The 22,597-nt window shown below is 73.0% G+C and carries 23 protein-coding genes and 1 tRNA gene; 9 read left to right on the top strand and 15 right to left on the bottom strand.

The window, feature by feature from the left end:
• Positions 1–8 precede the first annotated feature (8 nt).
• From HA073_RS25060 to HA073_RS25035, 5 genes are all read right to left on the bottom strand, one after another.
• Positions 9–104 (bottom strand) — tRNA-Sec (locus HA073_RS25060).
• Between the two features lie 45 nt (positions 105–149).
• A complete protein-coding gene (gene nrfD, locus HA073_RS25055; RefSeq protein WP_166457420.1) occupies positions 150–1,319 on the bottom strand; it encodes an NrfD/PsrC family molybdoenzyme membrane anchor subunit in 1,170 nt (389 codons plus the stop codon).
• On the bottom strand, positions 1,316–2,359 hold the full coding sequence (locus HA073_RS25050; protein WP_166457419.1) for a 4Fe-4S dicluster domain-containing protein: 1,044 nt from the start codon (positions 2,357–2,359) through the stop codon (positions 1,316–1,318). The genes nrfD and HA073_RS25050 overlap by 4 nt, the downstream gene beginning before the upstream one ends.
• The gene (gene fdh / locus HA073_RS25045; protein ID WP_274478477.1) at positions 2,352–5,675 is read right to left on the bottom strand and encodes a formate dehydrogenase; all 3,324 of its coding nucleotides are present in this window, start codon (positions 5,673–5,675) and stop codon (positions 2,352–2,354) included. Before fdh ends, HA073_RS25050 begins: the two co-directional genes overlap by 8 nt.
• A gap of 302 nt (positions 5,676–5,977) precedes the next feature.
• Positions 5,978–6,568 carry a hypothetical protein gene (locus HA073_RS25035; RefSeq protein ID WP_166457417.1) on the bottom strand — a complete coding sequence of 197 codons (591 nt, stop codon included), beginning with the start codon at positions 6,566–6,568 and terminating at the stop codon, positions 5,978–5,980.
• A 522-nt stretch (positions 6,569–7,090) separates the two neighbouring features.
• Between HA073_RS25035 and HA073_RS25030 the strand changes: the two genes are divergently transcribed.
• Together HA073_RS25030 and HA073_RS25025 are read left to right on the top strand one after the other, a co-directional pair.
• Positions 7,091–7,417 (top strand): hypothetical protein, encoded by a 327-nt coding sequence (locus HA073_RS25030; protein WP_043323958.1) that lies wholly within the window; start codon positions 7,091–7,093, stop codon positions 7,415–7,417.
• Positions 7,414–8,064, top strand: a complete 651-nt coding sequence (locus HA073_RS25025; protein WP_166457416.1) for a nucleotidyl transferase AbiEii/AbiGii toxin family protein — start codon at positions 7,414–7,416, stop codon at positions 8,062–8,064. The genes HA073_RS25030 and HA073_RS25025 overlap by 4 nt, the downstream gene beginning before the upstream one ends.
• A gap of 140 nt (positions 8,065–8,204) precedes the next feature.
• On the opposite strand, the gene HA073_RS25020 is transcribed toward HA073_RS25025, so the two are convergent.
• Positions 8,205–9,107, bottom strand: a complete 903-nt coding sequence (locus HA073_RS25020; RefSeq protein WP_166457415.1) for an SDR family oxidoreductase — start codon at positions 9,105–9,107, stop codon at positions 8,205–8,207.
• Positions 9,108–9,259: 152 nt separating this feature from the next.
• Here HA073_RS25020 and HA073_RS25015 point away from each other — a divergent pair, with 152 nt between their 5' ends.
• Entirely contained in the window at positions 9,260–11,050 is a 1,791-nt protein-coding gene (locus tag HA073_RS25015) for a bifunctional UDP-sugar hydrolase/5'-nucleotidase (RefSeq protein ID WP_166457414.1), read from the top strand.
• A gap of 28 nt (positions 11,051–11,078) precedes the next feature.
• Here HA073_RS25015 and HA073_RS25010 read toward each other — a convergent pair whose 3' ends face one another.
• Positions 11,079–11,264 carry a hypothetical protein gene (locus HA073_RS25010; RefSeq protein WP_223201055.1) on the bottom strand — a complete coding sequence of 62 codons (186 nt, stop codon included), beginning with the start codon at positions 11,262–11,264 and terminating at the stop codon, positions 11,079–11,081.
• Positions 11,265–11,359: 95 nt separating this feature from the next.
• Here HA073_RS25010 and HA073_RS25005 point away from each other — a divergent pair, with 95 nt between their 5' ends.
• Entirely contained in the window at positions 11,360–12,394 is a 1,035-nt protein-coding gene (locus tag HA073_RS25005) for an NAD(P)-dependent alcohol dehydrogenase (RefSeq protein ID WP_166457413.1), read from the top strand.
• Positions 12,395–12,404: 10 nt separating this feature from the next.
• On the opposite strand, the gene HA073_RS25000 is transcribed toward HA073_RS25005, so the two are convergent.
• Positions 12,405–13,196 carry a DUF2785 domain-containing protein gene (locus tag HA073_RS25000; RefSeq protein WP_166457412.1) on the bottom strand — a complete coding sequence of 264 codons (792 nt, stop codon included), beginning with the start codon at positions 13,194–13,196 and terminating at the stop codon, positions 12,405–12,407.
• Between the two features lie 9 nt (positions 13,197–13,205).
• Positions 13,206–14,351, bottom strand: coding sequence for a geranylgeranyl reductase family protein (locus HA073_RS24995; protein ID WP_166457411.1), 1,146 nt, complete (start codon positions 14,349–14,351; stop codon positions 13,206–13,208).
• Positions 14,352–14,488: 137 nt separating this feature from the next.
• Here HA073_RS24995 and HA073_RS24990 point away from each other — a divergent pair, with 137 nt between their 5' ends.
• Both HA073_RS24990 and HA073_RS24985 read left to right on the top strand, forming a co-directional pair.
• Positions 14,489–14,725: a hypothetical protein gene (locus HA073_RS24990; protein WP_043323944.1), complete on the top strand. Its 237-nt coding sequence runs from the start codon at positions 14,489–14,491 to the stop codon at positions 14,723–14,725.
• A gap of 4 nt (positions 14,726–14,729) precedes the next feature.
• Complete coding sequence (locus tag HA073_RS24985) at positions 14,730–16,160, top strand: MFS transporter (protein WP_043323942.1); 1,431 nt, start codon at positions 14,730–14,732, stop codon at positions 16,158–16,160.
• Here the strand turns inward: HA073_RS24985 and HA073_RS24980 are convergent.
• Positions 16,133–16,690, bottom strand: a complete 558-nt coding sequence (locus tag HA073_RS24980) for a helix-turn-helix domain-containing protein (RefSeq protein WP_043323940.1) — start codon at positions 16,688–16,690, stop codon at positions 16,133–16,135. The two genes, HA073_RS24985 and HA073_RS24980, sit on opposite strands and share 28 nt — an antisense overlap.
• Before the next feature lie 71 nt (positions 16,691–16,761).
• On the opposite strand from HA073_RS24980, the gene HA073_RS24975 reads away from it, so the two are divergent.
• Positions 16,762–17,103, top strand: a complete 342-nt coding sequence (locus HA073_RS24975; RefSeq protein ID WP_166457410.1) for a hypothetical protein — start codon at positions 16,762–16,764, stop codon at positions 17,101–17,103.
• Positions 17,100–18,017, top strand: a complete 918-nt coding sequence (locus tag HA073_RS24970; RefSeq protein WP_166457409.1) for an alpha/beta fold hydrolase — start codon at positions 17,100–17,102, stop codon at positions 18,015–18,017. Before HA073_RS24975 ends, HA073_RS24970 begins: the two co-directional genes overlap by 4 nt.
• Positions 18,018–18,068: 51 nt before the next feature.
• On the opposite strand, the gene HA073_RS24965 is transcribed toward HA073_RS24970, so the two are convergent.
• From HA073_RS24965 to HA073_RS24945, 5 genes are all read right to left on the bottom strand, one after another.
• Positions 18,069–18,620 carry a hypothetical protein gene (locus tag HA073_RS24965; protein WP_166457408.1) on the bottom strand — a complete coding sequence of 184 codons (552 nt, stop codon included), beginning with the start codon at positions 18,618–18,620 and terminating at the stop codon, positions 18,069–18,071.
• Between the two features lie 325 nt (positions 18,621–18,945).
• Entirely contained in the window at positions 18,946–19,686 is a 741-nt protein-coding gene (locus HA073_RS24960; protein WP_281606078.1) for a hypothetical protein, read from the bottom strand.
• 348 nt (positions 19,687–20,034) lie between these two features.
• Positions 20,035–20,160, bottom strand: coding sequence for a hypothetical protein (locus HA073_RS30960; RefSeq protein ID WP_255481625.1), 126 nt, complete (start codon positions 20,158–20,160; stop codon positions 20,035–20,037).
• Between the two features lie 165 nt (positions 20,161–20,325).
• Positions 20,326–20,955: an MBL fold metallo-hydrolase gene (locus HA073_RS24950; RefSeq protein ID WP_166457406.1), complete on the bottom strand. Its 630-nt coding sequence runs from the start codon at positions 20,953–20,955 to the stop codon at positions 20,326–20,328.
• On the bottom strand, positions 20,952–22,040 hold the full coding sequence (locus HA073_RS24945; RefSeq protein ID WP_043323928.1) for an S-(hydroxymethyl)mycothiol dehydrogenase: 1,089 nt from the start codon (positions 22,038–22,040) through the stop codon (positions 20,952–20,954). Before HA073_RS24945 ends, HA073_RS24950 begins: the two co-directional genes overlap by 4 nt.
• A 139-nt stretch (positions 22,041–22,179) precedes the next feature.
• Here HA073_RS24945 and HA073_RS24940 point away from each other — a divergent pair, with 139 nt between their 5' ends.
• A complete protein-coding gene (locus HA073_RS24940) occupies positions 22,180–22,593 on the top strand; it encodes a hypothetical protein (RefSeq protein WP_030504610.1) in 414 nt (137 codons plus the stop codon).
• Positions 22,594–22,597: the final 4 nt, after the last annotated feature.

The raw sequence follows: 22,597 nt of genomic DNA, 5'->3' as shown, positions 1-22,597 counted from the left end.
GAACGGTTTGGCGGAGACGGACGGGAATCGAACCCGCCTGGCCCGGGTCCCGGACCACACCGGTTTTGAAGACCGGGAGGGGCACCAGCCGCCTGAACGCCTCCACGCAGCAGTCAACCACAGCGGACGGGAGGCCGCCCGGGGAGGTGTCAGACCTGGTCGGCGGCCCGCCGGTCGGCGCGTTCGCGCTGCGGCACCACCGTGTACCGCGGATCGCGCGCGGAGGCGACGCCGCCGTGGAAGATCCCGAACCGGGTGCACACCGACGCGGCGATCAGCGCGCCGCCGGACAGCGCGGACAGCACCCGGCTGCGGCGACCGACCAGCGCGCCGACCACACCGGCGGCGGTCAGCGCGCGGCCCGCGCGCAGCAGCTTGCCGGGTGTGCCCTGCGTGTAGGGCTCGCTGAGCAGCCCGAGCCGGTTCTCCACCCGGTGCGAACCCCACAGCTCCATCGCCGCGCCCGCGACCGCGAGGCGCCGCGCCGGACCGGCCTGGGCGCAGGGCGCGGCCACCAGCCCGACACCGGCGCCGCTGGCCAGCGCGCTGCCCGCGAAGATGGCCGGCAGTTCCGGGTACGCCTCGTGCCACGACGGCACCGCCGTGTCCGCCAGCAGCACCCCGGTGTACGTGGCCAGCGCGGGCGCGGTGACGGCGGCGACCACACCGGCGGTGTGCCCGGCCGGGGGCAGCAGCCGGCGGCCGAGCCCCAGCACGCCGCGCTCGGGCAGCAGCGGCGCCGCCTCGGCGATCGCGGCGAGCCCGGCGGCCGGGCCGAACACGCTGAGGATCCAGGTGCCCACCGACATCGGCGAGGTCACCTTCGCCACCCGCAGCATGTGGTGGAACCGGGACGGCCGGCCCAGGTCGTTGACCAGGAAGTACGTGCTCGCGCCCACCGCCGCCAGGGCGGTGACCCGGCCGGCGCGGCGCAGCGCCGGGCGGCCGGTGAGCTGCCCGCCCGCGGCCAGCAGCGACGAGCCGGCGGCGAGACCGCCGGTGAACAGGTACGCGGCGATGTCCCACCGCCACACCGGCGGCTTGAGGACGGGCCGGCCGTAGTAGGAGGTGAACTCGGCCGGCGGGACGTTGAGCTGCTCACCACCACCCTTGCCGCGCCGGCGCGGGGCCGCGTCGCGGGGCGGGTGCGGGGCCAGCCGCGCGTCGCGGGAACCCGCGTCGGTGCGTCCCACGCCGGGACCGGCCGCGGTGGCCCGGCTGCCGTTCTCCCGCTCGGCGGCGCCGCGGTCCTCCGGTTCCGTGGACAGGCGCTCGCGGAAGCGGCGGAACAGGTCACCGACCGGGCGGTCCGGGCTCACGACGATCCTCCGACGAACGCGGCGACGGCAGCCGCCGCCATGGCCAGCGCGGCGAACCCGGCCCGCTTCCACATCTTCGGCAGGTCCCGGGTGGTGACCACCGGGTCCGGCGGCAGCCCGTACACCTCCGGCTCGTCGAGCAGCAGGAAGAACGCGCCGTCGCCGCCCACGCCGTCGGTCGGGTCGTGGCCGTACAGCCGCGCCTCCGGCACGCCCCGCTCGTGCAGCGCGGCGACCCGCGTGGCGGCCCGTTCCCGCAGCTCGTCGAGCGGGCCGTACTGGATCGACTCGGTCGGGCACGCCTGCGCGCAGGCGGGCGTCATGCCCGCGCCGACCCGGTCGTAGCACAGCGTGCACTTCCACGCCCGGCCGTCGCCCTTGCGCTGGTCGATCACGCCGTACGGGCAGGCGGAGATGCAGTAGCCGCAGCCGTTGCAGATGTCCTCCTGCACCACCACCGTGCCGAACTCGGTGCGGAACAACGAACCGGTCGGGCACACGTCCAGGCAGGCCGCGTGCGTGCAGTGCTTGCACACGTCGGACATCATCAGCCAGCGGAAGTCGGTGCGGGTCTCCGCGCCGCTGTCCCGCCCGGGCGGCTGCGCGCCGGGCATGCCGAGGAACTCCGGACCGGCCGCCATCCGCGCCGCCGCCTCCGGCCGCCCCGGCGGCAGACCGGGATTCGTGCCGGTGTCGGGGGCCGTGCCCGCGCCGACCGCCGCGGACGCGGGGCTGGTCGCCGGGCCGGTCGGGTCACCGGCGAACGGCGGCGTGCGGTGCCCGGCCGGGCGGGGCTGCTCGATGAACGCGACGTGCCGCCACGAGTTCGCGGTCAGCGCGCCGGTGTTGTCGTACGACATGCCGAGCAGGTCGAACCCGGAGTCCGGGACGCCGTTCCACTCCTTGCAGGCCACCTCGCACGCCTTGCAGCCGATGCAGACGCTGGTGTCGGTGAAGAAGCCCATCCGGGGCGGCGCTTCGACCCAACCCGCGTCGGGGGCCGGGTCCAGCGGACCGTACAGGCTGTTGGCGTCAGGCATCCGGCTCCCCGTCCTGGTGCGCGGCGGGCGACTGCTCGTCGGTGCTGCCGGCGGCGTCGTCCCCGCCGGCCGCGTCGGTGGTCACCAGCGGGATCTTCCGGTCCGGCGTCATCCCGGCCCGCCGTTGGTAGTCGCCGACCAGGTCCAGCAGCGGCGGACCGGTGGGACGACGGCCGGGCCGGATGTCGCAGGTGCCGACCTTGCTCTCCTGGATGAGCACGTTCGGGTCCAGCGTGATGCCGAATAGGTCGTTCGCCGAGTCGCCGGTGACCAGGCCCTCGGTGCCGAAGTGGTACGGCAGCCACACCTGGTGGATGATCCGCCCGTCCACCCGCAGCGGAGTGAGCCGGTCGGTGACCAGCACCCGCGCCTCGATCACCGCGCGGCCGCTGATCAGGTGCGCCCAGCCCAGGTGCGCCAGCCCGACCTCGCCGGCCAGTTCCGGGGACACCTCGACGAACATCTCCGGCTGCAGCTCGGCCAGGCGCGGCACGGTACGGCTCATCCCACCGGCCGTGTGGTGCTCGGTGAGGCGGCTGACCGTGAACACGTACGGGAAGACCTGGCTGTGCGGCTCCGGCGGACTCGGGTTCATCCGGTTGATCGGGTGCTCGTAGATCTTGCGGGTCGGGTTGGCCTGCTGACCGTAGAGCGGGTTGCGCATCGGCGACTCGGCCGGCTCGTAGTGCGTCGGCAGCGGGCCGTCCAGGACGCCGCTCGGCGCGTACAGCCACGCCTTGCCGTCGCCCTGCATGACGAACGGGTCGTCACCGGCGAGCGCGGCCGGCCCGGAGGCGCCCTCCGGCGGCCGGTACGACGGCGGCTTCGTCTTCTCGAAGTCCGGCACGTCGTAGCCGGTCCACTCGCCGGCATCCGGGTCCCACCAGACGTACTTCTTGCGCTCGCTCCACGGCCGGCCCTCGGGGTCGGCGGAGGCGCGGTTGTAGAGCGTGCGGCGGTTCGCCGGCCACGCCCAGCCCCACTCGGCGGCCACCCAGTCCTGCTCGTGGCGGGACCGGCGGCGGGCCGCCTGGTTCACCCCGTCGGCGTAGACGCCGGAGTAGATCCAGCAGCCGATCGCCGTCGAGCCGTCGTCGCGGGCCTCGCCGAACGCGTTCAGCGGGCGGCCGGTCGCCACCTCGTACCCGTTGATCTCCTTGAGCACCGCCTCGGCGCTCGGCTCCGCGTGCGGACCGTGCGTGGGGTAGTCCCAGGCCAGGTCCAGCAGCGCCCGGTCGCGGCGCTCGGTGGAGCCGGCCAGCTTCTCCCGCAGCACGCGGCCGAGGTGGTAGAAGAACCACAGCTCGGAGCGGGCGTCGCCCGGCGGGTCGACGGCCTTCTCCCGCCACTGCAGCAGCCGCTGCGTCTGGGTGAACGTGCCCTCCTTCTCCACGTGCGAGGCCGCCGGCAGGAAGAACACCTCGGTACGGCACTCCTCCGGCACGATCTCACCGGTGGCGACCTCCGGGCCGTTCTTCCAGAACGTGGCGCTCTCGATCATGAACAGGTCGCGGACCACGAGCCAGTCGAGGTTGGCCATGCCGAGGCGCTGGGCACGGCCGTGCGCCGAGCCGACCGCCGGGTTCTGGCCGAGCAGGAAATAGCCCTTCACCTTGCCGTCGATCATGTTCAGGACCTGCTGGTACGTGCCGTGGTCGCCGGTCATCCGGGGCATGTAGCCGTAGCAGAAGTCGTTCTCCGGCGTCGCCGCGTCACCCCAGTACGCCTTGAGCAGGCTCGCCGCGAACGCCCGCGAGTTGCCCCAGAAGCCCTTCTGCCCCGGGTGCCGGATGCTGTCCACCCACCTGTCGAACGTCGGGTGGTCGGCGTGGTGCGGCATCGGCAGGTAGCCGGGCAGCAGGTTGAACAGCGTCGGGATGTCGGTGGAGCCCTGGATGCTGGCGTGACCGCGCAGCGCCAGGATGCCACCGCCCGGACGGCCCATGTTGCCCAGCAGCGTCTGAATGATCGAGCCGGTGCGGATGTACTGCACGCCCACGCTGTGCTGCGTCCAGCCGACCGAGTAGACGAGCGCGCCGGTGCGCTCCCGCCCCGAGTTCTCCGTCCAGGCACGCGCCAGTTCGAGGAATTTCTCCTCCGGGATGCCGCACACCCGGGCCACCATCTCCGGCGTGTAGCGGGAGAAGTGCCGCTTCAGGATCTGGTAGACGCAGCGCGGATGCTGCAACGTCTCGTCCCGCGGGGCCTGCGCCGGCACCGGCTCGCCGTGCGACTCGTGCTCCAGCCCGGAAGCCGAGTCACGCTCCTTGCCCGTACCCCGGATCTTGGCGTTGTCCTCCTGGCCCTCGTACTGCCAGCTGGCGTGGTCGTAGGAGCCGGTGTCCGGGTTGTAGCCGGAGAACAGGCCGTCCAGGTCCTCGGTGTCGGCGAACCGCTCGCTGACGATGTTGGCCGCGTTGGTGTACGCCAGCACGTACTCCCGGAAGTCCAGCTCGTTGTCCAGGATGTAGCGCACCACGCCGCCGAGCAGCGCGATGTCCGTGCCCGCCCGGATCGGCAGGTACGTGTCGGCGAGCGCGCTGGTGCGCGTGAACCGCGGGTCGACGTGGAAGACCTTCGCGCCGCGCTTCTTCGCCTCCATCACCCACTGGAAACCCACCGGGTGGGCCTCGGCCATGTTCGAGCCCTGGATGATGATGACGTCAGCGTTGGCGAGATCCTGCTGGAAGTCCGTGGCGCCGCCGCGACCGAAGCTGGTCCCCAGACCGGGGACGGTGGCGGAGTGTCAAATACGGGCCTGGTTCTCGATCTGGAGTGCCCCCATCGCGGTGAACAGCTTCTTGATGAGGTAGTTCTCCTCGTTGTCCAGCGTCGCGCCGCCGAGGCTGGAGATGCCGAGCGTCCGGTTCAGCGGACGACCCTCGTCGTCGACGTCCTCCCAGGTCTCCGCGCGGGCGGCGAGGATCCGGTCGGCGATCATGTCGAGCGCGACGTCGAGGTCCAGGTCTTCCCACTCGGTCGCGTACGGCCGGCGGTAGCGGACCTTCGTCTGGCGCAGCGGGCTGGTCACCAGGCTCTTGCTGGCCGAGCCCTTCGGGCAGAGCCGGCCGCGCGAGATCGGGCTGTCCGGGTCGCCCTCGATCTGGGTGACCTTGCCGTCGGAGTGGAAGACGCGCTGCCCGCAGCCGACCGCGCAGTACGGGCAGACCGAGCGGGCCATGCCGTCGGCGGTCTCGGTGCGGGCGGTCAGCGCGGCGGAGCGCGCCGACTGGGCGGCGGCGCCGCGACCGAGCGGATCGGTGCCGGTGAGTTGCCGGTAGACCGGCCACCCCTGGATGAAGGTCTTCAGACCCACCCGGGCACCCCCTCCGCGTCGAGAACGGCTCTCACCTCTTCCTTCTCACCCTAGGCCAGCCGCCGGAGGCGTGCGAGTCGAGCCCACAGACAGAGCCGCCCCGGCCGAATGGCCGGGGCGGCTCTGGGCGTCGGTGTGCATGTCGCCTCTCGGCGAGTGGCGCGACGCGGCTCCAGCCGAACGGTATTCCGCGAAGGCAATTTAGGTGAGGCCCGGGGACACTGGACACACCGACGCTCTGCACAACGGTACCGGGGTCACGGTTCTTCCGCTCGTTCCTCGTGACCCCGGTCACCGCCGGGTCAGCTGTTCCAGTGCTCGGCGACCAGGTCGGCGGCCTGCTGCTCCCACTGGGCGTAGTGGTCGGGGTAGGCGGAGACCTGGACGGTCTGGGCGGCGACGGTCAGGGGCATGTCGCGCCAGCCGTCGACCTGCTTCAGGCCCTTCAGGAACGCCATGGTCGAGTACTCGGGGTCGGTGATCTGCTCGACCGTGCCCCAGCCGCTGGAGGGGCGCTGCTGGAACAGGCCCTGCGAGTCGTGGTCGTTGCGGTCGCCGAGGTGGCCGAGGTTCTCCAGCTTCGACTCCTGCAGGGCGGTGGCGATCGACACGACGGCGGCGCGTTCGTCCATGCCGGCCTTCTTGGTGGCGGCGATGATGGCCTTGACGTTGGCGGTCTGCTCGTCGTCGAGGTCGATGTGGGACTGGGTGCCCTGCACGCCGTGCGGGATCAGCGCGGCGCTGTCGAGCTTCGCGGCCTGGGTGGTGGTGACCGCGGCGGCGTTGCGGGTGGTGGGGGTGCTGGTGTCGTGGTTGAGGGGGCCGGCGGCGAGGCCACCGGCGACGGTCAGACCGGCGATACCGAGGATGCTCTTGCGCAGGATCGTGTTCATGAGGGGGCTCCATTCGGGGGTCGACGCACCCGGGGGCGAGTGCGTGGGCACCGTCAGGCGCTCAGAGAAGTCTTCGGGGGGATCCGGCTCGCTGCCCGTGACTGCGGGGGCCGGAGACATGTCCAACGACCGCCGCCCCGGGATCATTCCGGGGGCGCCGGGGGATGCTGCTGCGGTCGTTCACCAGGTATAACGCCCCCGCCCCGCCACCGATTCCGCCACCCGGGTGTCCCCCACCACCCCGAAACCAGACACCCACCCCACCCGACACCCCGGCTCACCCTCCCGTGACCCGGAAGCGTCGATCATGAGGTTGACGGCACCTCGTGTCCGTTTTGTCACCGTCAACCTCATGATCGATCAGGCCTCGAGTGAACGGTCATTGATCAAGGAGTTTGGGTCACCCGTGAGGCCTGAGGCAGACACAAACTTCTTGATCAACGGGCTGGGGTGGGCCCGCCCGACGCGACAAGGGCGGGAAGGGAGGGGGGTGATGGGCCGGGTTGGGGTTACCCTGATGCCATGTCGGCCACCGCGCACGCGTACCTCGCCCGGCCCGGGCGACCCGCCGTGGTGGCGCGCACCCTGGACGAGCTGACCGGCCCCACCACCGGCATCGTCGAACTGCCGGTACGCCTCATGTGGAGCAGCGAGCGCGCGTTCGACCTGGCCGACCCGGACGAACTGCTCTGGATGTACGAGAACGTGCTGCGCGAGACGACCCGGGTGGAGGATCTGCGCGAGCTGATCCACGGGGGCACGTTGCGCCGGTTGTGGCCGCTGTTGAACCTGCCCCGGGGCGTACGCCTGGCCTGGGAGGGCCGGCACCGGAGCCTGCGCCCGGCGTGACCCATCCGCACGACTTCTACCGGGAGGTGGCCCGGGTGGCGCTGGCCGCCGCCGGCCCGCACCGGTTCGTGCTCGGCGGCGGTGTCGCCTGGGCCGCGCACGGCCTGGTCACCCGCCCCACCGAGGACGTCGACCTGTTCGCCGACGTGGAGGGCGCCGCCGCGGCCGCGGCCGACGGGGTACGCGCGGCGCTGGAACGGGCCGGCTACCGGGTGGCCGAGGCGGATCCGGGCGGGCTGGGCGAGGTGTTCGACGGCTTCGACCGGGACCTGCGGGACTTCGTGGTGAGCCGGGACGGCCGGCAGATCCGCCTCAGCCTGGCCCGCCTGGACCGGCACCGCAGCCCGGTGGTGATGGACTTCGGGCCGGTGATGGACGTGCGGGACCTGATCGCCAACAAGACCGCCGCGCTGGTCAACCGGCGGGAGGTACGCGACTACATCGACGTCTCCGCCGCCCTGGACCGGTACAGCGTGGCGGAACTGCTGGAGCTGGCCCGGCAGGTGGACCCGGCGCTGGACGACGAGGACGTGCGCGCCGCCGGCCGCTACCTGGACGGGCTGGCCGACCGCCGGTTCACCCGCTACGGCCTGGACGCGCCGCGCATCGCCGAGGTGCGCCGCCGGATGGCCGTCTGGCCCCGCTGAGCAACGGAACCAGACGACCCCCGCCGCGCCGGGCCGGACGGACAGACGCCCGAGTCGCGCCGGACCAGACGACCGAGCCGGGACAAGCCGGACCGGCCGGATGGGCGAGCCGGGACCAGAGACGCAGCCGGACCGGACACTCACTTCGTCGGGCGGCCGCCCGTGACGCCGAGGATCTCGCCGGTGACGTAGCTGGACTCCTGGGAGGCGAAGTAGACGTACGCGGGCGCCAACTCGGCCGGCTGACCGGGACGGCCCAGCGGCGTGTCGGTGCCGAACTGCTTCACCTTCTCCTCCGGCATGGTGGCCGGGATCAGCGGCGTCCAGATCGGACCGGGCGCGACCGCGTTGACCCGGATGCCCCGCTCGGCGAGGTTCTGCGCGAGCGCCTTGGTGAAGTTCGCGATGGCGGCCTTGGTGGTGGCGTAGTCGAGCAGCTGCGGCGACGGGTCGAACGCCTGGATCGACGACGTGTTGATGATCGTCGAGCCTTCCTTCATGTGCGGCACGGCGAACTTGCAGAGCCAGAACATGGCGTACACGTTGGTCTTGAACACCCGGTCGAACTGCTCGGTGGTGATGTCGAGCAGGCCGTTGTCCTGCGACATCTGGTACGCCGCGTTGTTGACCAGGATGTCGACGCCGCCGAGGTCGCGCAGCGCCTGGTCGACGAGGTCACGGCAGTTGGCCTCCTCGCGCAGGTCGCACCGGACCGCGACGCCGGTGCGCCCGGCCTGCTCGATCAGGGCGACCGTCTCCCGGGCGTCCTTCTCCTCCTCGTCGGCGAGGTAGGTGACGAGCACGTCGGCGCACTCGCGGGCGAAGGCGATCGCCACGGCCCGGCCGATGCCGGAGTCGCCGCCGGTGATGATCGCGCGCTTGCCGGTGAGCCGGTCGCTGCCCCGGTACGACTGCTCGCCGTGGTCGGGCTTCGGCCCCATCTGCTGTTCGCTGCCGGGCGGCGTCTGCTGCTGCGACGGCTGTCCCTCACGCTGTCCGTACTGCTCGGCCGGGTGCTGCTGGGTGAACTGGTCCTCGCTCATGTCTGCGCCCCTACCCCGGTGACCGGAGGGGAAACAGCAGCACCGTGACCGTAGGGGAAACAAAACGGGCCGGTGTGGCGCACGCGACATGTGGTGGTTATGGTGCGCAACGGCGCCCACGAGGCGCGTACCCCCCATTGGAAAGGCACCTCATGACTTCCTCCTCCGGCGCCTCCCGGCGCCAGGTGCTGGCCGTCGCGGCCGCCGCCGCGACCGCTCCCCTGCTGGCCGGCGCGCCCGCCGAGGCGAAGCCGAAGCAGCCGAAGACCTGGGACCTGACGATCCTCGGCACGTCCGACACCCACGGCAACGTCTACAACTGGGACTACTACAAGGACGCGGAGTTCGACGACAGCAAGCAGAACGACGTCGGCGTCGCGAAGCTCGCCACCCTGGTCAACCAGATCCGCGCCGAGCGCAAGGGCAGAGCGACGCTGGTCCTCGACGCCGGCGACACCATCCAGGGCACGCCGCTGGCCACGTACTACGCCAAGCAGGAGCCGATCACCAGCACCGGTGAGACGCACCCGATGGCCCGCGCCATGAACATCCTCAAGTACGACGCGGTGACGCTCGGCAACCACGAGTTCAACTACGGCCTGCCGCTGCTGGCCACCTGGATCGAGCAGCTCGGCTTCCCGGCCCTGGCCGCGAACGCGCTCAACGCGAAGACCGGCAAGCCGGCGTTCCTCCCGTACGTGATCAAGGAGGTCAAGCTCGGCGGGCACGGCGCGCCGAAGCTGCGCGTGGGCATCCTCGGCCTGACCAACCCCGGCGTGGCCATCTGGGACAAGGGCAACGTCGAGGGCCGCCTCGTCTTCGCCGACATGGTCGCCACCGCCGCGAAGTGGGTGCCGGAGATGCGCCGCCGCGGCGCCGACCTGGTCGTCATCTCGGCGCACGGCGGCGACAGCGGCACCTCCAGCTACGGCCCGGAGCTGCCGAACGAGAACCCGACCGCGCTGATCGCCGAGCAGGTCCCCGGCATCGACGCGATCCTGTTCGGCCACGCGCACAACGAGGTGCCGGAGAAGTTCGTCACCAACCTCACCACCGGCGAGCGGGTCCTCACCTCGGAGCCGTCGAAGTGGGGCCAGCGGCTGACCCGGATGGACTTCACGCTGACCCGGGACAAGGGCCGCTGGAAGGTCACCGCCAAGTCGGCCACCACGCTCAACACCAACACGGTGGTCGAGGACCCGGCGGTGCTCGCGGCCGTGCGCGGCCAGCACACCAAGACCGTCGAGTACGTCAACCGCGTCGTCGCGCAGTCCAGCGTGGAGCTGTCGGCCGCCGAGTCGCGGTACAAGGACACCCCGATCCTGGACTTCATCAACCACGTCCAGACCGAGGTCGTCACCGAGGCGCTCGCGGGCGGCGAGTACGCGGGCCTGCCGGTGCTGTCCATCGCCGCGCCGTTCAGCCGTACCGCGGTGTTCCCGCAGGGCGACGTGCGCATCCGCGACGTGGCGGGCCTCTACGTGTACGACAACACGCTGGAGGCGGTCGTGCTGACCGGCGCCGAGGTGAAGGCGTACCTGGAGTACTCGGCGAAGTACTTCGTCACGCTGCCGTCGGGCGCGCCGGTGAACCCGGAGACGATCAGCGACCCGGCGGTGCCGGACTACAACTACGACGTGTTCTCCGGCGTCGACTACGACATCGACATCGCCAAGCCGGTCGGCCAGCGGGTCACCCGGCTGGTGCTGGCCGGCACCGACACCCCGGTCGCGGCGGACGCCCGGTTCGTGGTGGCGGTGAACAACTACCGGCGCAGCGGCGGCGGCAACTTCCCGGGCATCGTGAAGACCCAGGTCTACAACGCCCAGCAGGAGACCCGCCAGCTGCTCATCGACTGGGCGCAGGCCAAGGGCGTCATCGACCCGGCCGACTTCTTCGTACCCAACTGGAAGCTGGTCCGCGACGGCGTGCCGGTCTTCTGACCGTGCGGCTGACGGGGCCCGGGCCCCGTCAGCCGCCCGCGCGCAGGTGCCACTCCGACTCCCCGCCGACCGGGTCCGGCCGGTCCGGCGGGGTCTCGGTCTCCACGGACCCCGTGAGGTCCTCCGGGCGTACCCGGGCCGGCAGTTCGCCGAAGCGGACGTGCCGCAGGAACGCGTACTCCTCGTCGGTGAACGACTCGGCCGGCTCACTCATGACCGCATTGTGCGCCCGCCCGTCCCGCCGGCGCATCAACCACCACGGCAGGGGTATGCCGCCGCGACGACCGTCGGCGACGAGGTGGAGGAGACATGCGCGCAGTACGGATGACCGCACCCGGGGTGCTGGAGCACACGGAGGTGCCCACGCCCGACGCCGGCCCCGGTGAGGTGCTGCTGCGCGTCGGCGCGGTCGGCGCCTGCCACTCCGACCTGCACATCCTCGACGCCCCGGCCGGCGTGTTCCCGATCCCGATGACCCTGGGGCACGAGATCGCCGGCACCGTCGACACGGTCGGCGCCGGGGTGGTCGGCTGGTCGCCCGGAGAACGGGCCGCGGTCTACGGGATCATCGGCTGCGGCCGGTGCCGTGCCTGCCTGCGGGGCGAGGAGAACCGGTGCCGCGTCACCCCGGTCGGCGGCATCGGGCTCAGCCGCGACGGCGGGCTCGCCGAGTACGTCGTGGTTCCCGCGTCCCGGCTGCTGCCGGTCGGCGACATGGACCTGACCCAGGCCGCGCCGCTCACCGACGCCGGGCTGACGCCGTACCACGCGGTGGAGCTGGCCCGGCCCCGGCTGCGGCCCGGCACCACCTGTGTGGTGATCGGCATCGGCGGGCTGGGGCACATGGGGTTGCAGATCCTGCTCGCCACCACAGCGGTACGGATCGTCGCGGTCGACACCAGCGCCGCGGCGCTGGACCTGGCCGGCCGGCTCGGCGCGCACCACGTGGTGCAGGCCGGCCCGGACGCGGTGGAGAAGATCCGTGAGCTGGTCGGGCCGGCCCCGGACGGCGCGGACGTGGTGCTCGACTTCGTCGGCGCGAAGGCGACCCTGGACACCGCCCGGCAGGTCGTCGCCACCGGCGGTCAGCTGCTGCTGGTCGGCCTGGCCGGCGGCACGCTGCCGGTCCGGCCGGTCGCCGACGAACCGCCGCCCGTGCCGTTCGAGGCCGCTGTGGCGGTGCCGTTCTGGGGCACCCGGGCCGAACTGCACGAGGTGATCGCGCTGGCCCACGACGGCCGGCTGCACGCCGACGTGCAGACGTTCCCGCTCGCGGAGGCGCCGCAGGCGTACGAGGCGCTGCGCCGGGGCGACGTGCACGGGCGGGCGGTCATCGTCCCCTGACCCGGGGCGTTCAGCCGTGCTGGAAGACCGGGGCGAGCACCTCGGCCAGGCGTGCCTTGACCGCGTCGCGGTGCGGCTGCGGCAGCGCCGGGGCGTCCCGGCTCGGCCCGATGCCGGTGTCCAGCAGCACGTACAGCGCCCGCAACGTCCGCATGCTGTTCGAGGCGTGCGCGGGTGTGGTGCCCCGGGGCAGCGCGGCGTAGCCGGCCGCGACCGGGTCCAGCCAGCCGAGCGCGTCGGCGCCGGACAGGCCGGGCCGGGCCAGCACCAGCGCGATCGCGCGGGCCAGCCGGTCGTCCTCCTGCTGCGCGAAGAGGTGGCCGGTCGGCGCGACGAGGCGGGCCGCGGCCAGGTCGAGCATGCTCGCCGGGTCGACAGACGGGTGGCGGCCGAACGTGGCCAGCAGGTCGGCGCCGTGGGCCACCGCGTGCAGCCAGCCGAGCATCGCGTCGTACCCGCGCAGGTCGGTCTCGGCCGGGTACCAGGCGCGGAACGCGGCCGGCCAGGCCGGGTCGAGGTCACCCCGGCTGACGATCATGTCCAGCACCAGCGGCGCGAACGTGCGGGCCTGGATCTCCGGGTCGGTGAACCGCTCGGCCATGATCGCGCCGAGCTTCGCCCGGCGGCCGGCGTCGATCACGTCCCGGGCGATCCAGGTGCGCAGCACCACGTAGGGCGCGCCGTCCCGGACCGCCGGGTCGGGGTCGCGCAGCGCGGCGGCGAGTTCGGCGACGAGGTCGTCCAGGTCGCGGCCGTCCGGCACCGCGAAGTCGCGTCCGCAGACGAGATCCCAGTCGGTCACCGCGCCAGGTTAACCGGCCACGGCCCGCGCCCTCGCGGGCAGGCGGTCGAGCACCGCGAGCCCGGCGCGTACCGGCCGCCGGTCGAGCATCTCGGCGAAGCTCGCCCGGCCCTGGCAGAACCGGACGAACATCCGCCAGCCGGGCGGGCTGGCGAGCATCGCGTGGAACACGTCGGGCCGCCGCTCGAACGTCTCCAGCAGCCGGTGCCCGGCGCGCATCTCCGGCGTCAGCCGCCGGCCGACCTCCCGGGCGTACGCGCCGAGGTCACCGACGGCCACCGCCTCCCCGGCCAGCCGGCCGGAGCGCAGCGCGTAGCTGATCCCCTCCCGGCTCCACGGCTCCAGCAGCCCGGCCGCGTCGCCTGCGACCAGCACCCGCCCGTGGCGCAGCGGCGAGTCGTCGGCGCGGCAGCGGGTGAGGTGACCGGAGTCGTGCTCCGGCGTCACCCCGGACAGTCCGAGCCGGTCGGTGAAGTCGCGCAGGTAGGCGCGGGTGCGGTCGCCGTCGCCCCGGGCCGAGATGACGCCCACGGTGAGCCGGTCGCCCTTGGGGAACACCCACGCGTAGGAGCCGGGCAGCGGCCCCCAGTCGAGCAGCACCCGACCGCGCCAGCGTTCCCGTTCGGCACCGTCCACCGGCAGTTCCAGTTCCAGGCCGAGGTCGACCTGGCGGAAACGGACACCGACGTGGCGTGCCGTGACGCCGGAGGAGCCGTCCGCGCCGATGACGGCACGGGCGCGCACCACCTCGCCGTCGGCCAGACGCAGGCGTACCTCGTCGGGGTCCTGCTCGACCGCGCGGACCGCGACGCCCTCGCGGACCTGAGCCCCGGCGGCGACGGCGGCGGCGCGCAGCCGGTCGTCGAACTCCTCCCGGCGGATCATCGTGACCAGCGGCGACGGGTGCCGGCGGGTGAACGCGCGCCGCCCGTCGCGGGTGAACGTGATCCGGTCGACCCGGTCGTGGGCGGGCACCTCGAGGCGGTCGGCGACCTCGGCCAGCGAGGTGCCGATCAGGCCGCCGCCGCAGGTCTTGTACCGGGGGTGGGTGGCCCGCTCGACCACGAGCGTGCGGACGCCGGAGCGGGCCGCGGCATGCGCGGCGGAGAGTCCGGCGGGCCCACCGCCGACCACGACGAGATCCCAGATGATCACTGGTGCAGCCTAGGGCACCGCCGTGCCGCCCCGCCCGGCACGACAGTCGAACGGGTGAGCATCATCGTGGCCCGTCCGGGTAACCGCCGGTCGCCGGCCGTCCGCGGGTCGGACGGTCCACGCCGAGGAGGGAAGCGATGCCTCAGGTCCAGCTGTCTGCGGTCGAGGAACGGGTGTACCAGGCGGTGTCCGCGCTGGAGGTGCAGGGACACGTCCCCTACCCGGACCTGATCGCCCAGGAGACCGGGATGACCGAGGAGGAACTGCGCGAGCCGCTGCACTCGCTCACCGAGCGAGGGCTGCTGCACCGCGAGGACTCCCCCATGTCCGGCCTGGACTTCGGGCCGCGGTGGTGCGCGCGCCAGGTGGCGTGATCGGATCGTGCCGGACACCGGGTACGACGATCGGCGTCGCTGGCGCGCGCTGAGCGTCGGCCTGATCGCGGCGTTCATGACGCTGCTGGACGTCAGCATCGTCAACGTCGCGGTGCCGTCGATCGACCGGGCGCTGCACGCCACACCGAGCGACCTGCAGTGGGTGCTGTCCGGGTACGCGCTGACGTTCGGCCTGGTGCTGGTGCCGGCCGGGCGGTTCGGCGACGCGCGCGGGCGGCGTACCGCGTTCGTGGTCGGGGTGGGCCTGTTCACGCTGACCAGCGCGCTGGCCGGGCTGGCCCGCTCGCCGGAGTGGCTGGTGGTGGCCCGGCTCGTCCAGGGCGCCGCCGCCGGTGTGGTGAACCCTCAGGTCAGCGGCATGATCCAGGAGCTGTTCCGGGGCGCCGACCGGGGTCGCGCGTTCGGCCTGCTGGGCGCGACGATCGGTATCTCCACCGCCGTGGGGCCGCTGCTCGGCGGCCTGCTCATCCAGCTGGGCGGCGCGGAGCACGGCTGGCGGTGGGTGTTCTTCGTGAACATCCCGGTCGGGATCGTGGCGATGCTGCTCGGCTGGCGGCTGATGCCGACCCGGGCGACGAACCCGGCCGGGCGGGGCCGCCTCGATCCACTCGGCGTGCTGCTGCTCGGCGCCGGGGTGACGGTGATCCTGCTGCCGCTGGTGCAGCGGGAGCAGTGGCGGGGCCCGGGCAAGTGGTTGCTGATCCCGGTCGGCCTGCTGCTGCTCGCCGGGTTCGCGCTCTGGGAGCACCGGTACGCCCGGCGCGCCCAGCCGCTGTTCGACCTGCGGCTGTTCACGGTGCGCTCGTACACGCTCGGCGCGCTGATCGGCCTGATCTACTTCGCCGGGTTCACCGCGATCTTCTTCATCTTCACGCTCTACCTGCAGATGGGGCTCGGCTACAGCGCGCTCGTGGCCGGTCTGGCGATCACGCCGTTCGCGCTCGGTTCGGCGCTCGCCTCCGCGCTCGGCGGCCGGGTGGTCACCCGGTACGGCCGTCCGCTCGTCGCGATCGGGCTGCTGGCGGTGGTGGCCGGGCTGATCGCGACCGACCTGGTGCTGGCGGGCGGGCCGCACGACAACGTGCCGCTGCGGACCGCGCTGCCGCTGCTCGTCGCGGGGCTGGGCAGCGGCCTGGTGATCGCGCCGAACCAGACGCTCACGCTGTCCGAGGTGCCGGTGCCGATGGCCGGCAGCGGCGCGGGCATGCTGCAGACCGGGCAGCGCATCGGCTCGGCCGCCGGCATCGCCGCGGTGGGCGCGCTGTTCTTCTCCACGATCGCCGACGACCACGGCGACTGGGGTACGGCGTTCCGCCACTCACTGCTGCTCGCCGCCGGGATCATCGTGCTGGCGCTGGGTGCCGCCGTGGCGGACATCGTGGCCGGTCACCGGCGCTCGGCGGGCCGCCCCTGATCGGCGCCGGGCAGCAGCACGGTGGTGAGCAGCCGCCGGGTGCGGCCGGGCCCGGGGCCGAGCGCGGCGTACTCGGCGAACAGCTCGCGGAACCGGGTGACGAACTCGGCGGTCTCGGCGTCGGTGGCGTGGAACGCGTTCTGCCGGTAGCCGGCCACGTCGCGGGCCAGGTCGGGGTCGCCGCGGTCGAGGTAGCCGTCGAAGTCGGCGAGCAGGCCCGCGACGAAGGTGAGGAACGCCTGGCGGTGCCGTTGCGGGCTCATGGCCCGGGCCTCGTCCGGGTCCACCGACGCGGCGGCCTCGTGGAGCCGGTAGCTGCGCTCGACCGCGCCGCGGGCCCGCCGCTCCCCGACCGTGTGCAGCACGCCGTTCTCGGCGAGCGTGGCGACCTGCCGGTAGAGCGTGGCCGGCGGCACGTCGCTCAGCTCGCTGCGCAGGTCGGCGGTGGTCAGCGTGCGGCCCCCCAGGAACGCCTGGACGATGCGCAGCCGGACCGGGTGCATCAGCAGCTCCACGGTGTCGAGTGCCACAGTCGCTCCCCTTTTTGTTATCGCCTCCGGTAATGTTCTCACCGACGATAACAGAACCGAGGAGCGCGCCGATGGCCACCATCGACATCACCCCCGACCGCATCGACGTCCGGCTCACCACCGCCGAGAAGATCTGGGCCCTGCGCGGCGACCTGTCGTTCCCCCGCTCCGCCGTCGCGGGCGCCGTCGTCGTGCCCGACGGGGCGCGCGCCACCCGCGGCATCCGGGCGCCCGGCCTCGGCGTGCCCCGCACGCGCAACGTCGGCACCTGGCGCGGCAGGGCCGGCAAGGAGTTCGTCAGCGTCCGCGGCGGCCAGCCGGCCGTCCGCATCACCCTCACCGGCCAGGCGTACGACTCCCTGCTCATCGGCGCCGACGACGCCTCCACCCTGGCCGCGGCGGTGCTGCCGTGACGATCGACCGTCCGCTCGTCGTCGACTCGGGCGAGCAGCGGCTGTCCGGCACGCTCACGCTGCCCGACGGCGCCGGAGGGCACCCGGTGGCGCTGCTGCTGCCCGGCTCCGGGCCGATCAACCGCGACGGCGACCACCGCCGCCTGCCCCTGGGCATCCAGCGGCACCTGGCCGCAGCGCTCGCCGGGGCCGGGATCGCGGTCGCCCGGTACGACCGGCGGGGCGTCGGCGAGAGCACCGGCGAGTTCCTGCGTACCGGCTTCTTCGACAACGTCGACGACGCGGCCGCCGTGTTCGCGGCGCTGCGCGACGACCCGGCCGTGGACGCCGGACGGATGTTCCTGGTCGGGCACAGCGAGGGCGCGCTCACCGCTGTCGCGCTCGCCGCGCGCGGCGTACCGGTGGCCGGCCTGGTCCTGCTGTCCGCGCCCGGGCGCAGCGGCGCCGAGGTGCTGCGCTGGCAGGCCGGACGACTGCTGCCCACGCTGCCCGCGCCGGTACGCCTGGTGCTCCGGCTCACCCGCACCGACCTGGTGGCGAAGGTGGCCCGCAACCACGAGAAGATCCTCGCCACCGACAAGGACGTGGCGTGGGTCGGCGGGCAGCGGCTCAACGCCCGCTGGTTCCGGGAGTTCCTGCGCTACGACCCCCGGCCGGACCTGGGCCGCGTCGACGCCCCGATCCTCGCGCTCACCGGCGACAAGGACCTCCAGACCGACCCGGCGGACCTGCCGGTCATCGCCGCGCACGCGGGCGGGCCGGTGCGGACCGGTGTGCTGCCGGACGTCACCCACGTGCTGCGGCGCCAGCCCGGTCCGCCGTCGCTGCGGGCGTACCGGGACGAGGCGAAGCAGCCGCTGGCCCCCGAGGTGGTCGAGCCGGTGCTGTCGTGGCTCGCCGCGCACGGCGGCTGAGAGCACGCGAAAGGCCGGCACCCGATCCGGGTACCGGCCTTTCGGTGGTTCTTACTTGTTCCAGTGCTCGGCGACGATCTCGGCGGCCTGCTTCTCCCACTGCGCGTACGCGTCGGGGTAGGCGCTGACCTGCACGGTCTGCGCGGCCTCGGTCAGCGGCATGTCCTGCCAGCCGTCGACCTGCTTGAGGCCCTTGAGGAACGCCAGCGTCGAGTACTCGGGGTCGGTGATCTGCTCCGGCGTACCCCAGCCGCTGGACGGCCGCTGCTGGAACAGGCCCAGCGAGTCGTGGTCGTTGCGGTCACCCAGGTGACCCAGGTTCTCCAGCTTCGACTCCTGCAGCGCGGTGGCGATCGCGACGACAGCGGCCCGCTCGGGCAGGCCCGCCTTCTTGGTGGCCGCGATGATGGCCTTGGCGTTGGCGATCTGCTCGTCGTTCAGGTCCACGTGCGACTGCTCGCCCTGCGGGCTCACGCCCTGAACCGCTGCCGCGGCCGGCTTGGCGGTCTCCGCCGCGTGGGCGGCGACCGGACCGGCGAACACGCCACCGGTGAAGGCGAGACCGGCGATACCGAGGATGCTCTTGCGCAGGATCGTGTTCATGGTGGGCTCCGTTCGGGGGTCGACGCATCCGGGGGGATGCGTGGGCACCGTCAGGCGCTCGAAGTTCTCGGGGGGATCCGGCAGCGCGGGGCGTGCCGGGTGCATCTGCAACGACCGACGCCCCGGGCTTGTTCCCCGGGGGCGCTCCCCGGCGCCACTCCCGTCGCGCACCGGCTTACAACGCCCCCCACCCGCCCACCCCGCCCCGCCGATCTTGGAGTTGTGGCGCCCAGGATGTCCGGTATCTGAGGTATGCGAGGCACCACAATTCCAAGATCGGCGAGAACGGCCGACCCCGGAGGGCCGGCCGTTCGCTACGGGTGGGTCACCAGACCTGCTGGACGATGTCCGCCGCCTGCTCCTCCCACTGCGCGTACGCGTACGGGTAGGCGGACACCTGGACCGTCTGCGCGGCGGTGGTCAGCGGCAGCTCGTGCCAGCCGCCGACGTTCTTCAGCGCGTTGAAGAACGCCTTGCTGGAGTACTCCGGGTCGGTGATCTGCTCGGACGTGCCCCAACCGGACGACGGGCGCTGCTGGAACAGGCCCTCGGAGTCGTGGTCGTTGTACGCGCCGAGGTGACCCAGGTTGTACAGCTTCGACTCCTGCAGCGAGGTGGCCACGCCGATCACGGCGCCCCGCTCCCCCACGCCGGTCTCCTTGGCCGCCTCGACGATGGCCTTGGCGTTGGCGAGCTGCGCGTCGTCGAGCGGGATGCGCGACTGCGCGCCCTCGACGCCGTGCGGCACGAGCTTCTCCTTGGCCGGCCGGTCCGCCCTGGTCGGCAGCTTGTCCAGGCCGGTGGTCTGGCCGGGCTTGACCGCCTCGGTCGAGGTCTGCTTGCCGGTGGCCAGGTCGATGGCGGCCTTGGCGCCGGCGTGCGGGCCACTGGTCACGGGCGCGGCCACGGCGGTGGGGCCGACGGCCAGCCCGCCCAGGACGGCCACGCCCGCCACGCTCAGCAGGGCGCGGCGGTTCTTGGCGACGGCGACGGTCTTCGCGACGGCGGTCTTCGCCACGGCGGTCTTCGCGATGGCGGGGAGCCATCGAGTGAAGTGCTGCTTCACGATGGTTGCCCTTTCGATCGTTACGACGCGCTCCGGGATGAGCGCCCCTCGGGGGACTACCGCCGGGTAGGTGTTTGGGTTCCGACGGTATGGGGGACACAACGAGACCGCAGTGTCGGTCATTCCGGAAATGCCGGGCAGCGCCGAGGCTGCGGTCCAGGTCACCCGCGATTCCGGGCACCCGGTCCGCATCCTGGGTGAAGGGCGAGGAATGGGACGATCAGGGCGAGACGCCGCGCCGGACCAGCGCGTGCCGGAGCTGCTTGAGGTGCTGCAGCGTCACCGCATCGAGGGCCCGGACCACGGTACGGCCGCCGCGCAGCACCCGGTCCGGGTGGAAGTTGAGCGTCAGCCGCTCGCGGCGACGACCTCCTCGTACCGGCAGGCGGCGAGGCGCCCGACGATGACGGCGAGCGCCGCCGGGCGGTCCAGCAGCGTGGCGGACTGGGCGTCGGTGAGGGTGGCGACGGGCACGGACGCGAGTGTCACCGGGGCGGAACGTCGCCCGGCCACACGGTTTTCCGGACCCGTCCGAAGCGGACGGACACCCGGCGCCACCCGGGCGCGGACGGGCCGGAAGACGCCGCACGCGGGCCCGGACCGGACTGCTCCGGCCGGACCCGCGCGGGTGTGTGGTCCTCAGTGGCCCCGGGCGATCCACTCGTCCAGGTGCGGCGCCTCGGCCCCGATCGTAGTGTCGTCGCCGTGCCCGGTGTGCACCACCGTCTCCGGCGGCAGCGTGAGCAGACGGGTACGGATCGACTCGACGATGGTGCCGAAGTCGCTGTACGACCGGCCAGTGGCGCCCGGTCCCCCGGCGAACAGGGTGTCGCCGGTGAAGACCGCGCCCAGGTCGGGCGCGTACAGGCTGCACGCGCCGGGGCTGTGGCCGGGGGTGTGCAGCACCCGCAGCGTGGTCCCGCCGACGGTGATGGTCTGCCCGTCGGTCAGCTCACCGTCCGGGGCGGTGTCCGGGTGCACCATGTCCCACAGCACCCGGTCGGCCGGGTGCAGCAGCACCGGCGCGCCGGTGGCCCGGGCCAGCTCGGGCGCGACCCGCACGTGGTCGTCATGGGCGTGCGTGGCCACGATCGCCACCACCCGCCGGTCGCCGATCACCTGGCGGATGGCCGCGACGTCGTGCGGCGCGTCGAGGACGACGCACTCGGCGTCGTCACCGATCACCCAGACGTTGTTGTCGACGTCGAACGTCTGGCCGTCCAGGGAGAACGTGCCGGACGTGACGGCGTGGTCGACGCGGGCGGTCACGGGAAGACCACCACCGAGCGCAGCACGTCGCCGTGGTGCATCCGGCTGAACGCCTCCTCGACCTGGTCGAGGGCGATCTCCTCGGTGACGAACGCGTCCAGGTCCAGCCGGCCCTGCCGGTACAGCTCGGTCAGCATCGGGAAGTCGCGGCTGGGCAGGCAGTCGCCGTACCAGCTGGACTTGAGCGCGCCGCCGCGACCGAACACGTCCAGCAGCGGCAGGTCGACAGTCATCTCCGGCGTCGGCACGCCGACCAGCACGACCGTGCCGGCCAGGTCACGGGCGTAGAACGCCTGCTTCCAGGTCTCCGGGCGGCCGACCGCGTCGATCACCACGTCGGCGCCGAAGCCGCCGGTGGCGGCGCGGATGGCTTCCACCGCGTCGTCCTCGGAGGCGTTGACGGTGTGGGTGGCGCCGAACTTGCGCGCCCAGTCGAGCTTGCGGGAGTCGGTGTCCACCGCGATGATCGTGGTCGCGCCGGCCAGGGCCGCGCCGGCCACCGCCGCGTCGCCGACGCCGCCGCAGCCGATCACCGCGACCGAGTCGCCCCGGGTCACGTTGCCGGTGTTCATGGCCGCGCCGAGGCCGGCCATCACGCCGCAGCCGAGCAGGCCGACGGCCGCCGGCCGCGCTGACGGGTCGACCTTGGTGCACTGCCCGGCGTGCACGAGCGTCTTCTCGGCGAACGCGCCGATGCCGAGCGCGGGCGTCAGCTCGGTGCCGTCGGTGAGCGTCATCTTCTGCGTCGCGTTGTGGGTGGCGAAGCAGTACCACGGGCGGCCGCGGCGGCAGGCCCGGCACTGCCCGCAGACCGCGCGCCAGTTGAGCACCACGAAGTCGCCGGGTGCCACGTCGGTGACGCCGTCGCCGACCTGCTCGACGATGCCGGCGGCCTCGTGGCCCAGCAGGAACGGGTAGTCGTCGTTGATGCCGCCCTCGCGGTAGTGCAGGTCGGTGTGGCAGACGCCGCACGACTGGATGCGGACCACCGCCTCGCCCGGTCCCGGGTCGGGCACCACGATGGTGGTGACCTCCACGGGCGCGCCCTTGCGCCGCGACACGACTCCCCGGACTTCCTGGCTCACAGTGCCTCCCTTGTTGCGTGCTTCTGCACCCCGAACCTACCGCTGATCATGACCCGCGAACCAATGAAGCCCGCCGGATTGTCCTGGTCATGACCGGGTACCCGGTGTGCCGGTTCTACCAGGTGGGACGGGAGTGATCATGAGGCTGTCGCATGCGCCGCTGCGGGTCGCCATCGGCGCGTACATCTTGAACTCCGGGCTGGGCAAGCGGGGCCTGGAGGGTGAGGCCGCCGCGGGCATGCACGGCATGGCGGCCGGCGCGATGCCGCAGCTGAGGCAGATCCCGCCGGACCGGTTCGCCGTGCTGCTGTCCCGGGGCGAGACGGCGCTCGGCGCGGCGCTGCTCGCCCCGTTCGTGCCGTCGTTGCTGGCCGGGGCCGCGCTCACCGCGTTCGGCGCGGGGCTGGTGCAGCTCTACCTGAAGACGCCCGGCATGCGGGAGGGCAGCAGCCTGCGGCCGAGCCAGGAGGGCATCGGGCTGGCCAAGGACGTGTGGCTGGTCGGCGCCGGGCTGACGCTGATGCTCGACTCGCTGGTGCGGCACCGGCGCTGAGCCG

The sequence above is a fragment of the Micromonospora sp. CMU55-4 genome, assembly GCF_011602315.1.
Classification (GTDB): Bacteria; Actinomycetota; Actinomycetes; order Mycobacteriales; family Micromonosporaceae; genus Micromonospora; species Micromonospora chalcea.
Note: the sequence above shows the minus strand (reverse complement) of the source record. Positions and strands in the feature narration are given on the sequence as shown.